This is a genomic window from Corynebacterium sp. HMSC072A04 (genome assembly GCF_001809235.1).
GTDB lineage: Bacteria > Actinomycetota > Actinomycetes > Mycobacteriales > Mycobacteriaceae > Corynebacterium > Corynebacterium hiratae.
The window spans coordinates 122,027-134,290 of record NZ_KV796796.1 but is presented as its reverse complement, the minus strand read 5'-3'; the positions used below and the strand labels follow the sequence as shown (position 1 = coordinate 134,290).

Below are 12,264 nucleotides of genomic sequence, written 5' to 3'. Positions count from 1 at the left end.
CTTACCCGAACCATCCTCATAACCAGGCTCGAACTCGGTGTTCTGGTTCGGTACCTTCGGGTTGCTGTCTTCCTCATCCGGGATGCCGTCGTTATCGTCATCCTCGTCCTCGGTGTCAGGCTTACCGTCGTTATCGGTATCCAGCTTGAAGTTAGCATCGGTCTTGTCGGTGCTGCCATCCGGGTAAGTCACCGTAACCGGAACATCGAACTCCTCAACGGTGTCCTTGTCGAGCTCGTCGCCGTCGACAGTCACCGTGATCTCACCAGTGTTCTTGTCGATATTGACCTCGTAGCCCTCAGGAGCCTTGAAGTCCTCCGAGATGGTGAACTTCGAGTCCGCAGGAACCTCTACATCCTTACCGTCCTTGTCAGTGAAGGTCGGGGACGACTTGGTTTCCTCACCAGGAACAACCAGCTTGTCTTCGTACTTCGGCTCAACGGTGTTTGCGGTGGCATCCGCAAGGTTGAAGGTTGCGTCAGCGCGAGCAACGATGCGGCCCTGAGTCTTCGCGTTACCCTCTTCGTCCTTGACAGGGTCGCCGTTCTCATCGAGAACCGGGACCTGCAGAGCCTCGTCACGCATCACGACTGGGAAGTCGAACGTTTTGCCAACCTGGGCAGCGGTCGGGGTGAAGGTCACAGCACCGGTCGCAGGGTCAACCTCGACCTGGTCCTCAGTGACGCCCTCAGGCAGCTTGCCGAGCTCGAACTTTGCCTTTTCCGGCTTGGTTTCCTCAGGCTCGGTTTCTGGGTTGTCGAACTTCGGCTCAGAGGTAGCCTTTTCATCGGCCTTGGCATCAACTGGCTCGTACTCGAGGTAGTCGCGAGCGACAGCGAAGGCATCCATCGCCAGAACCAGGTCGTTCTTCGGGTCCGGGTTGTTAGGGGTGACCTTCAGGCGAGCGGTGAACGTGTCACCGGTCTGAGCGTCCGCTGGAACCTCGAGCTCACAGCTCGGGATCTTAGTTGCGGAGTCGGCCTTAGCGGTTTCGCAGGTCTTAACGACCTTGCCGTTCTTGTCGACCCACTCGATGTAGTAGTTCAGGTTGTCCGCAATCGGCAGACCGGCAGTATCAGTCTGAACCTTGTCACCGAGCGCGGCCCAGTTGTCCGAAGTGTTCTTGTCGACCACATCGAACTTCAAAGCCTGCGGAGCAAGCGCGATGTTCCAGCCGGTGTAGCTGTCAGTGGTGTTACCGATGAGTGCGCCGTCACCACCGAAGAGCTGCGCATTAGCACCAGCATTCAAGTCAGCACCGAAGCCCGGGCCAGCCCACTGGCCAAGAGCCCAAGGGTACAGTGCACCGATGTTGTCAGGCAGCGGCTTGCCATCCTTGCCGAGAATGCTGACGTAGCTCCAGTGCATATTGACGTGCTTGGAATCCAAGGCACCGTTAGTCCAACGTCCCTCACCGGGGGAACCTGCGAGCTTCCCGGCCTTATCTGCCGGAACAATTCCACGGCTGTTGTGGGAGTTGCCGTAAATGCCCTTCCACTTCAGCGCGAAACGACCATTAGCACCAGTGGTGGTCGTGACTGTCTCGGCGATCCAGCCTTCTGGATTCGCTGCCACCTGCTCATTGATCCACTTCTGCAAACCAGCTTCATCAGCAGGGGTCCAGCCCTTGCCGCGCAGCGTCTTGCCCGCGAAGTTATCCTTCGCGTACGCCTCAATCTTGTTCACCGCGTCATCGGTGAGGTAGGAGCCAACAACCTTCATGCCAGCGGCAGGAACGTCCTTACCGCCAAAGGCGCTCACGGTGTTGTGGTTCAAAGCGCCCTGCAGAACGTCAAGGTTCCAGAAAGCTCGACCCGCGTAGGTACCTTCGTTACCACCAGTGCCGGTGCTTTCCGCCCATTTATTCTCTGGGAGATGCTGCGGCAGTTTGTCCTTCTGGGCGTACTGGATGGTCATGCCGGTGATCTTGTTGCCACCCCATTTAGCATCGCCCTGAGTGGTCGGCGTCGTGTTTGCGCCGATGCCCGGGAAGATACCAGCCGCCGGCTGGTGCACCAGACGGTACTTATCCGTCATGTTCTCCGGAAGCTCCGTCCAGACACGGATCTTCTCGCGCTTTTGATCGCGCTTGCCCCGTTCATCACCAGTGGTCAGGCCGGCAGATGCATCCGCATCAAAGTGACGGGTCTTACCGAGAGCATCGGTGTACGGCCCCATCTTGATGGTGAAGTTACCGTTGGCATCAGACTCGGTGTAGTACACCGGCGAGGAGTGCTGAGTGTTTTCACCCTCGTACCACTGGGCGTAGATCTTGACGCCCTTCAGCGCCTTACCGGAATCCTGGACATTACCGAAACCAACCTTGGCCTCAACAATCTCCTTCACGGAACCGGAGATGGTGCCCTTCTGATCAGCCTGGCCTGGCGAGTAGATGGCCTTATCCTTATCACCACCAGCTGCCGGAGCCTCAGCAGCCGGCTGGTTGTCCTGTGCATTGGCAACCGCAGCGAACGGGGATGCTGGAGTTACTGCGTGGACGAAGGGGCCCACCATAGCAATAGAGAGCGCCGCGGCAGCAATGGTAGTGCCGCGACGGCGTACAGCAGTACGCTTGATTTCCTTCTTGTTCATACCAAGAAGCCCTTTCCTTAAGACTTGAAAGAAGTGATCACGCTAGGGGTGCGTGACCGCGCAAGGGGTAAAACCGGCTTACGCAACCGAGAGCAGCTCATTTCTGCCACCTTGGACGAAGGTCAGAGGTTCCAAGGATCTATGAACAAACTCGTCCCTAATGTTAACTCCGTGCACGAATTAAAGAAACCGTACGGATTCCTGAAAATTTTATGAATGCAAACTTTTTGCCACTAACAACACGAAGCATATGTTTGACCTGCTCTTTTTGACATGATTGCGACACGCGGATGAGGTTGTTAAATAGCTCACGTCGTCACTTTGGCAACATTTGCCCCAGGAATGCACTCCTAACGGGGGTGTTTTATACAGGGCTGTGTCAGGTGGGGCTGCGGGAGGCGTCGCCAAGCAGGGCGTATTGAACACACAAATGTAGCCACAGACACACAAACCGCCCCGCTCTCCCCACAACGTGTATTTCGACAATTGTGTCCACGATGCTGTGGGAGAAACGGGGCGGTGGTTGTTGCGCTGTTTCTACGGGCCGCCGTCGCTGCTAGACGGTTCCTAAGGTTGGTTTATCTCGGACCGGCCTGCGCCTTACTGGTCTTGCATGACGTCGTGGCGCACGATGGTCTGGTCGCGGCCGGGGCCGACACCAATGTAGGAGATGCGGCAGCCGGAGAGTTCCTCCAAGCGCAGGACGTAATCCTGTGCCTTCTGCGGAAGCTCCTCAAAAGTCTGGCAGTCGGTGATGTCCTCGTCCCAGGCCGGCATGGTTTCAAAGATGGGCTCGGCGTGGTGGAACTCGGACTGGGTCAGCGGCATCTCGTCGTAACGCTTGCCGTCAACGTCGTAAGCCACGCAGATGGGGATCTCACCAATACCGGTGAGAACATCCAGCTTGGTCAGGAAGTAATCCGTGAAACCGTTGACGCGGGTGGCATAGCGGGCAATGACGGAGTCATACCAACCGCAGCGGCGCTTGCGGCCGGTGTTGACGCCGATTTCGCCGCCGGTGGTCTGTAGGTACTCGCCCCACTTGTCGAAAAGCTCCGTGGGGAACGGCCCCGCACCGACGCGGGTGGTGTAGGCCTTGATGATGCCCAGGAAGGTAGTAATGCGCGTCGGGCCAATGCCGGAGCCCACAGCGGCGCCGCCGGCAGTCGGGTTCGAGGACGTCACAAACGGGTAGGTGCCGTGGTCAACGTCCAACATGGTGGCCTGGCCACCCTCCATGAGAACGTGCTTGCCTTCATCCAGTGCCTGGTTCAGCTCTAATTCGGCCTCAATAACCATCGGGCGCAGGCGCTCGCGGTAGCTTAGGAAGTACTCCACAACCTGCTCCGGTTCGATGGCCTTGCGGTTGTACATCTTCACCAACATCTGGTTCTTGATGTCCAGGGCGGACTCGACCTTCTGGCGCAGGATGGATTCATCGAAGATGTCCTGCACGCGGATACCGATGCGGGCGACCTTGTCGGCATAGGCGGGGCCGATGCCGCGGCCGGTCGTTCCGATGGCGCGCTTGCCCAAGAAGCGCTCCTGCACGCGGTCCAGGGTCTGGTGGTAGGGCGCCACGAGGTGTGCGTTGGCGGAAATCTTCAAGCGCGAAGCGTTAGCGCCACGGGCTTCGAGGCCATCGATTTCATCGAAGAGGGCCTCCAGGTTAATCACCACGCCGTTGCCCAGGACCGGGGTGGCGTTTTCAGAAAGAATGCCGGCGGGAAGGAGCTTCAGCTCGTACTTCTCGCCGCCGACCACGACGGTGTGGCCGGCATTGTTACCGCCGTTGGGCTTCACTACGTAATCGACTTTGCCGCCGAGGATGTCGGTAGCCTTGCCCTTGCCTTCATCGCCCCACTGGGCGCCGACGATGACGATCGCTGCCATGTTTGGTGTCACTTCCTATTTATTGAAGTCAAATACGCACCTACTTTACCCGCCATAGCGGTGCAGCGGTGAGTTTGTGACAAGCTCGTCAGGAATTGATGCGCCGGCACCTTCGTGGAGAGGTTCGTCCCGAACCTCGTTCAAGCCCAACTACGCGATTTCGGTGTTTGAGTTGGCACCGTCGCCCTTGTCTTTCTCTTCGATGAAGATGGTGTCATTGGTGAACATCAGCCTCGAATTGTTTGGGGTGCTGATAATGATCCCATCGTCAACGACAGCGATTTGAGCTTCAATGTCATCGATGCCGATTCGGTAGAGACCGTTGCTATCGATCTTCTTGCCGTCAGTTGGGAGGTTGTCAACACCACCCTGGCTGTACCTGGTTTCACCCTCCAGCGGTAGGAGGCTCACCACATCGAATTCCATATCTTCCGGCAGGTTGGTCTTATCGCTCTTGATGACCCAGGCTCCGCCATCGCCATGTGCGCAGTCAATGGACTTTTCATTCGCATCGATACCGCACACCAAGTTCCAGCCATCGGCAGAAATATCGAACAGCGTTTCGCCGCGGAGGTCTTCCTCATCCTCAGCTAGGTCTGCAGAGTCGGTGGGCTCCGATTTCACGTCGATAAAGAAGATATCCGAGTTCACACCGTCGAAGGAGTTCTCCATCGAAGGTGCCTCAGTGCCTGGGCGCTTGTACACCTTTCCTTCGACGCCGACAATGTCTCCTTCAGTCTTGGACTCATAGGTGTAACCCTCTCCATCCTCAGTGACCTCAAATGAGGAGGACGTGATGTACAGGGCATCCTCGTCGTAGACCCTGCCGTTGACGAAGAAGACGGGAACCTTCACGGGTTCGCCATCGAACTTGCCCTCCAACACCACGTAGCTGAGGAACATGCAGGGGTCATACTCGTCTTCGCCGATGGTGAGGTCCTCAAATTTCTCGGTGGAGCCTTTCACGTAGGCTTCTTCATTCTCTAGGACCTTGCTGATTTCGGTGTCCTCGAGGTCTTTCTTCTCGTCACAGTTGGCGTTCGCACTTGAGGAGGAAGTGCTGCTCGGTGTCGACGATGTCGTCGCGCTGGCCTTCGTAGAACTAGTCACGGACGCGGCGGCGGCCTCGGTGAAGGCGGGTTCCTCGGCTTCCGTCTGTGAACCCCCACCGAAACTGCACGAACTCACCAACAGTCCAGCGGCGGATACAAGCGCAAGGGTTGCCATACGGGTGGACACGGTGAATACCTCCAGCTATCAGACAAAGAAAAAGTTAAGTGTTAAGAAGTTGAGAGTTGCTTTGGAGTTAAGCGTTGTAATGGAGCCTACCTAGCAGATGTGACGTGCACTACTTAATCTCTGGAAGCGCCGTTGGTTGAGCGGCGCTGACGCTCCTTTTTCGCGAACCTCTCTTCACGCTCCTATGCTTCTTGTATGATCTGTGCGCTTGTAGACTGCGGCGGCCATCTCACTGAGGCCCACGCCGATTCCCTCGCTAAGGCTCAACAGAGCGGAATCCGCGTTGAGCACTTCCGCGTCGCCTCGATCCCCAGCCGGCAGGAGCTGAAGGCTATTGATGCGCTGGCCAGGGACATACTGCCGGAAGACCCCACTCCATCGCTGGATGAGATTGCCGCGCAACCGGACGTGAGCCACCTCGGTGAGCCGGGGCCAGCACCCCAAAAGCAGTACTTGCGCGAGCCTTTGCGCATCGTGGTTATTGGCAGCGATGCCGCACTCAGCGCGGTGCTGACCCGGATGATGCGCGCGGATTACCTGTGGGCCGAGGTTGGGTATGTCCCCACCGGGGAGCACTCCACGGCGGCGATGAATTGGGGCCTGAAATCGAGCGAAGCCGGCCAAGGTCGCCAGGGTCCCGGCAACCAGGGAGCAGTGATGGAGGAGGCGCTCTCCTTTGCCATGACCGCGCCCGTCAAGCCGGTGCCGCTCATCCGCAATGACGCGGGCCTCGCCGTGGCGGGCTCGGCAACGATTGCGGAATGGTCGAATGAGGAGATCACCGGGGAGATCATCGTCGACGATGCCGTGCTGCTGCGCGCAGATCGTGAGAAGGATGTCTTCGGGGCAAAGCTCGTACCAATGACGGATGCGCCGGGCATCGTGGCGGCAAAGGCGGTGACGAGCTTTGAGGCCGAGACTGCACCGCGCCGTGGGCTGTTCGCCCGCCTGCGCAAGCCTGCACAGCCTGGACAACTCGACCCGGCCAGCGTCGTGCAGGGCCGGGCGGTGCAGGCAGGAGGGCCGTCGCTCAGCGTCAGCGTCGATGGAGTCCGCGCCAAGCGTCCGGTCAAGCGCGTGACCTTCTACCGCCACCTGCGGGACCTACAGATCGTGCGGCCCTAGTCATCAAAAGACCTGCTTGTTACCCTAGCCTGACTCTTTAGGCCAGAACATCTTTAGGCCAGAACGACAAGAGGATTCGGCCAGCATTACCTTTAGGGGCACTAGGCTCGAAACCGAATCCTCACCGCATGCGCACTTTGCCGTGCACCTAGGCGGTATGCGGAAGACTCTACCACTCCTCGCATTCCCTGCGTAGCTGGCCAGAAGCACACATCCCCCAAGTTTCGTACAGTTGAGGCTTGGCCTTTTAGACCTAGTCCTCTTCCCAGACCTCCGGCGGGTAGGCCGGGTGCTTGGAGGTGGGCACCAGCTGTGCAACTGCCGACTCCCGCGACATGCCACACACCATGAGAAGGTCCACGATGATGGAGCGCGTCTGGGCGAGCACGGCATAAGCGGAGAGGACTGCCTCCTCGCCGGCAACGTCCATCGAGCAGCGCGCACCCAGCTGGCGTAGGCGTTTGACTATCTCCGGGATGGCATGCGCCTCATCCACACGGCGCTCGCGCGCTGTTTGGTGGGTGTAGAGATCGGATAGCTCCATCGTGATTTCAGCGAGTTCATCGATGATCTCGACCTGCTCGGGCGTGGCTTGGTCGCCGTCCTCGGCGAGAACGAGTGCTCGGCGAGAGAGCACGCGGGTGCCGCGGACCACGTTGTCGACGGGCGTGAGGATGCGTTCCAAGGAGCGAACCGTGCGCTGTGAGCTCCACAGGAACGGTGACAGGCGTGCGGTTTCCGCACCGCCCTTGGTGGCGTTGAGCATGTTGTTGATGTCATCCTGCGTGCCGCGCACCGCGTCGCGTGCTTCCGTGATGGTCTCAGGATCGTTTTCTTCGAGCCCCTTGGCCACGTCGGAGAGGACCAGGGAGGTAATGCCCAAGACTTTCGAGACTTCCGAGCGGCCCGCCCGCAGGGGCGAGGAGGGAATCAGCACGATCATCGTGAGGCCAATGACCGCGCCGATGATGGCGTCAATGGCACGGGAGATGCCGCCCATTTCTTCCGGGGGAAGAATGGTGGCGATAAGGATGGCGGCAATGACGATTTGGTTGCTCACCAGCTGCGAACTAGTGAAGAAAGAACCGATAATCAGGGCCAACCCGATGATGATGGTCATGTGGATGGGGCCGGTCCCGAGGGCGTCGACAAGCAGCGTGCCCACCAAGACTCCCACAACACCGCCGAGGGACATGTCTACGGCGCGCTTGAGGCGGTCCCTGCCCGATAGTCCAAGGATGATGATGACGGCCATCGGAGCAAAGAAGGGCTGCGCATGGCCGAAGAAATCGTGCGCAACATAGAAGGCCAAGCCCGCGCCTATCGTGCACTGAAGCATGAACACGAGCCGGTTGCGGATGCGTGTGAGGCGCGCCTTGAGGGACTTATCCACCAACCGCAGCTGCTCGCGGGTGGTCTTGCGAACACGCTTGACGGTACTCGACGAACTCGACGATGACTCTTGCGCTTCCATGACTCCGGTATTTTACGCGTTCTGGCGGCGGGTTTGAACGAACAAAGCCACCCCTTTGATGTCAAGGGGGTGGCTTGTCGGGATGGTGTGCCGCCGCTTAGCGCCGGTGGATGCTCAGCGGCGGCATCCGGCTGGAGTGGGTTTACTTGGACACGGTCTTGCCCACGGAGTGCAGGTCCTGGCAGGCCTCAACTACGCGGTCAGCCATGCCCTGCTCAGCCTTCTTGAGGTAGGAGCGCGGGTCGTAGACCTTCTTGTTACCAACCTCGCCGTCGATCTTGAAGACGCCGTCGTAGTTAGCGAACATGTGGCGAGCGACCGGGTTGGTGAAGGCGTACTGGGTATCGGTGTCAACGTTCATCTTGATGACGCCGTAGCGCAGTGCCTCCTCGATCTTCTCCTTCTCGGAGCCGGAGCCACCGTGGAAGACGAAGTCGAAGGGCTGGGAGCCTTCCTCCAGGCCGAGCTTCTTGACAGCAACCTTCTGGCCCTCGTCGAGGACCTCGGGGCGCAGCTTCACGTTGCCCGGCTTGTACACGCCGTGGACGTTGCCGAAGGTAGCGGCCAGCAGGTAGCGGCCCTTCTCACCGGTGCCGAGGGCATCGACGGTCTTCTCAAAGTCCTCCGGGGAGGTGTAGAGGTTAGCGCCGGCCTTAGCCTCAACGCCATCCTCTTCGCCGCCGACGACGCCAATCTCAACCTCGAGGATGATGTTGGCGTTGTGGGCCTTCTCGAGGAGCTCCTGGGCGATCACGAGGTTCTCGTCGATCGGGATAGCGGAGCCATCCCACATGTGGGACTGGAAGAGCGGCAGCTCGCCGCGGTCAACGCGCTCCTGGGAGAAGGCGATCAGCGGGCGCACGTACTCATCCAGAACTTCCTTCTGGCAGTGGTCAGTGTGCAACGCAACGTTAATGCCGTAGTGCTTAGCAGCCTCATGAGCGAAGGCAGCCAGTGCCTTGGCGCCGGCAACCTTGTTCTTCACGGATAGGCCGGAACCGAACTCGGCGCCGCCGGTGGAGAACTGGATGATGCCGTCGGACTCAGCCTCGGCGAAGCCGCGGAGTGCGGCGTTGATGGTTTCGGAGGAGGTGCAGTTAATTGCCGGGAATGCGAAGCCGCCCTTCTTGGCGGTATCCAGCATCTGGTTATAAACCTCAGGGGTTGCAATAGGCATGAAATTCCATCCTTTGGAGTTGCTGTGCAGTAAGCCGTGCCGTCCCACGTCCAGCGAAACAACACGTTCCAACATCCAAGTATGCCTGTAGTTGTGGTTTTCCGCCGCGAGATGCGATGTGACCTCACTTAAACACCGCTCCGCATGGGCAGGAATCCCCCGATCACCTGGGGAAACTCTGCTATTTCTTGGATTCTGACTTGTACTTCACAATCCGTGTGCAGGCCTCCAACAACATCCAACCGGACAACTGAACGGACAAGTCGCGCTCAGCCACGCGGATAATGCCCATCTTCTGGCTCAGTGATGAGGGGCCGAAACCGTAGTTATGAGGCAGCTTCGCATCTGCGGTCCAATCGGAGCCGAAGATGGGCAAACCATCCACCTCCAGGCGGTGTTCCCACACGGATTCCGCCGAGGCCGTCACGAGGCGAGCAGCCAGCTTCTTGGTTGCGCGGTTGGCCGGTGAATCGCCCGGCAAGCGCACCGCTACGTCCGCGAGGTAGCGGGCAAGGATGCCCTTGAACAGGCCGCCGTCGCCGTCGCCAGTCTGCCAATCGATGACGCCCGTGTACGTTGCCATGCCCGTGGCCACCGCTTGGACCAGGCCGCGGATGCGGGTCGTGTAGTCCATCATGTCTGCGGCGAGTTCGGCCTCGTGGACAGAGTCGATGTCCTCCACGGAGCGCAGGCCGGTCTTCTCCCGCAGAGCCAGCACGATTTCCAGGCAGGCGCCGAGCACCACGCCCTGGCAGTAGGGGTGGATGGCGCGGACGACCTCGCGGCCATCCATGCGCATGCGGATGCCATCCATGACGAAGCCATCGTCATCGATGAGATGGTCATAGATCCAGTCCACGATATGGCGAGCTTCCTCAACCCGGCCCATGCGAGCCAGCATGATGGCGCCCGGCCCGTTGGAGGGGACGTTGAGGAAGGTCTCGCCCTCACGCCAGGGCAGCACGCCCACCTGTGAGTCGATGCCATCGCGGATGTTGTGCTGCAGGCTGCTCAGCTTCTTGTGGGGGCGCATCTTCTTAAGCTCGCCAGCGCGGGCGATGGCCAGGGCCATCCAGGCCTTGTCGTCGTAGTAACGGTTCTTCGTCAGTGGCTGGAGATTGCGCACGTGGACGCCGCGGATGGTGTTAGCGATGAGGGTGCGGCGCGCCTTGGTGTTCTTGCGCAGGGCAGCGTCGACAAGACAGTCTAGGTAGTGTGCCTGCCACCAGTAATGCCAGTGGACGAAGAGTGATTCCTTGGTGGTGGGTGGCCAACTCACCACGGCAAGGTTGGTTCGGGGCAAGCCCCACACGGCTTGCGCGTGGCGCTCATTGATGGCTGTTTCCGCAAGGTCGGCGCGGTGGGACCATTTCTCTAACACTTTTGTCTCATCATTCTCACAATGTGAATTCGTTACCTAGATGTAAACACAGTGCGCGGGATCTCACCAAGCTTTTGATAAATCCGCATGCTGCCGAATCCATGCATGCATGGCAATGCCCGCGGCCACGCCCGCGTTGATGGAGCGAGTAGAACCAAATTGCGCGATGGAACACGTCATCACTGCTGCATCTTGGGCCTCCGGGCTAACCCCCGGGCCTTCCTGCCCGAAGAGGAGCAAGCAGCGCTCGGGCAACTCCGCGGTTTCTAGGGGCACACACCCGGGGGTGTTATCAATGGCCACGACGGTCAGGTCTTGGTCGGCCGCCCAGGCCATCAGTTCGTTCACGTCTGCGTGGTGCATGAGGTGTTGGTACCTGTCGGTGACCATGGCGCCGCGCCGGTTCCAGCGGCGCCGACCCACGATGTGGACGGTATCGACGGCAAAGGCGTTGGCGGTGCGCACCACCGTGCCGATGTTGGCATCGTTCTCGAAATTCTCGATGGCGATGTGCAGGGCATGTCGGCGGGTGTCGATATCCTCCCGGATCGCCTCGCGCGTCCAGTAGCGGTAGGCGTCGACGACATTGCGGCGGTCCCCCTCCGCGAGAAGCTCAGGATCGTATTTCTCCGCTTCTGGGCCTTCGGGCAGCGGGCCTTCCCAGGGGCCGACGCCGTGGCGGCCCTCATTCCATTCGGTGGGACCTTTAGCCTCCGCCTCTTCCTCGGGTTTAGGCAAGGTCAAGATCCTCGAGGCCCAGCAGGTAACGGTATTCCAAGCCCTCGGCGGCGATGGCTGCGCCGGCGTCGGTGTTGCGATCCACCACAGTGGCCACGCCGACGACCTCGGCGCCGGCCTTGCGCAGCGCCTTCACGGCGGTCAGTGGGGAGTTACCGGTCGTGGTGGTGTCCTCCACAACGAGCACCTTCTGGCCTTCGACGTTGAAGCCTTCGATCTGGCGCTGCATGCCGTGCTTCTTGGCTTCCTTGCGGACAACGAAGGCGTCGATGTCGCGGCCATCGGCGTGCATGATGGACAGCGCGACTGGGTCCGCGCCCATGGTCAGGCCACCGGCGGCGGCGTAGTCCCAGTCGGCGGTGAGCTCGCGGAGCAGCGAGCCGATGAGGCGCGAGGCTTCGTGCTGCAGGGTGGCGCGGCGCAGGTCCACGTAGTAGTCGGCCTCCTTGCCGGAGGACAGCGTGACCTTGCCGTGGACGACGGCCAGCTCCTTCACCAGCTCTGCTAGGCGTTGCTTCTTCTGCTGATCCAGGCTCATCGCTCGCTCCTTAAAGTCTGTGACTTTCTCGTCTTTAAAAATCCGCTCTGTAGTTTACCCTCTTCCCCGCGGGTGGCCGCCACATCCAGGGTTGCTGGCACACCGAG

The 12,264-nt window shown here is 59.8% G+C and carries 9 protein-coding genes; 1 reads left to right on the top strand and 8 read right to left on the bottom strand.

The genetic code is table 11. From position 1 onward, the window contains the following. The 3 genes from HMPREF2565_RS08815 to HMPREF2565_RS08805 all read right to left on the bottom strand — a co-directional run. Positions 1 to 2,592, bottom strand: a 2,592-nt coding sequence (locus HMPREF2565_RS08815) for a YPDG domain-containing protein (protein ID WP_210385895.1), incomplete at its 3' end; no start/stop codon positions are given. Positions 2,593 to 3,192: 600 nt separating this feature from the next. Next, the gene (locus HMPREF2565_RS08810) at positions 3,193 to 4,485 is read right to left on the bottom strand and encodes an adenylosuccinate synthase (RefSeq protein ID WP_071407175.1); all 1,293 of its coding nucleotides are present in this window, start codon (positions 4,483 to 4,485) and stop codon (positions 3,193 to 3,195) included. Positions 4,486 to 4,635: 150 nt separating this feature from the next. After that, entirely contained in the window at positions 4,636 to 5,724 is a 1,089-nt protein-coding gene (locus HMPREF2565_RS08805; protein ID WP_046647157.1) for a hypothetical protein, read from the bottom strand. Positions 5,725 to 5,919: 195 nt separating this feature from the next. Here HMPREF2565_RS08805 and HMPREF2565_RS08800 point away from each other — a divergent pair, with 195 nt between their 5' ends. Further along, positions 5,920 to 6,849, top strand: a complete 930-nt coding sequence (locus tag HMPREF2565_RS08800; RefSeq protein ID WP_046647156.1) for a hypothetical protein — start codon at positions 5,920 to 5,922, stop codon at positions 6,847 to 6,849. 253 nt (positions 6,850 to 7,102) lie between these two features. Here HMPREF2565_RS08800 and HMPREF2565_RS08795 read toward each other — a convergent pair whose 3' ends face one another. From HMPREF2565_RS08795 to pyrE, 5 genes are all read right to left on the bottom strand, one after another. Beyond that, positions 7,103 to 8,323: an FUSC family protein gene (locus tag HMPREF2565_RS08795; protein WP_071407174.1), complete on the bottom strand. Its 1,221-nt coding sequence runs from the start codon at positions 8,321 to 8,323 to the stop codon at positions 7,103 to 7,105. A gap of 142 nt (positions 8,324 to 8,465) precedes the next feature. Next, positions 8,466 to 9,500: a class II fructose-bisphosphate aldolase gene (gene fbaA / locus HMPREF2565_RS08790; protein WP_071407173.1), complete on the bottom strand. Its 1,035-nt coding sequence runs from the start codon at positions 9,498 to 9,500 to the stop codon at positions 8,466 to 8,468. 181 nt (positions 9,501 to 9,681) lie between these two features. After that, entirely contained in the window at positions 9,682 to 10,881 is a 1,200-nt protein-coding gene (locus tag HMPREF2565_RS08785) for a glycoside hydrolase family 76 protein (RefSeq protein ID WP_070682384.1), read from the bottom strand. Positions 10,882 to 10,944: 63 nt separating this feature from the next. Then, a complete protein-coding gene (locus HMPREF2565_RS08780) occupies positions 10,945 to 11,625 on the bottom strand; it encodes a TrmH family RNA methyltransferase (protein WP_371441010.1) in 681 nt (226 codons plus the stop codon). Further along, positions 11,612 to 12,157 carry an orotate phosphoribosyltransferase gene (pyrE, locus tag HMPREF2565_RS08775; protein WP_010188690.1) on the bottom strand — a complete coding sequence of 182 codons (546 nt, stop codon included), beginning with the start codon at positions 12,155 to 12,157 and terminating at the stop codon, positions 11,612 to 11,614. The genes HMPREF2565_RS08780 and pyrE overlap by 14 nt, the downstream gene beginning before the upstream one ends. Positions 12,158 to 12,264 lie beyond the last annotated feature (107 nt).

Bases quoted from the DNA above. Each gene is read 5' to 3' on its own strand.
- HMPREF2565_RS08810 (WP_071407175.1), bottom strand. From the start codon at position 4,485: ATGGCAGCGATCGTCATCGTCGGCGCCCAGTGGGGCGATGAAGGCAAG.
- HMPREF2565_RS08800 (WP_046647156.1), top strand. From the start codon at position 5,920: ATGATCTGTGCGCTTGTAGACTGCGGCGGCCATCTCACTGAGGCCCAC.
- HMPREF2565_RS08795 (WP_071407174.1), bottom strand. From the start codon at position 8,323: ATGGAAGCGCAAGAGTCATCGTCGAGTTCGTCGAGTACCGTCAAGCGT.
- fbaA (WP_071407173.1), bottom strand. From the start codon at position 9,500: ATGCCTATTGCAACCCCTGAGGTTTATAACCAGATGCTGGATACCGCC.
- pyrE (WP_010188690.1), bottom strand. From the start codon at position 12,157: ATGAGCCTGGATCAGCAGAAGAAGCAACGCCTAGCAGAGCTGGTGAAG.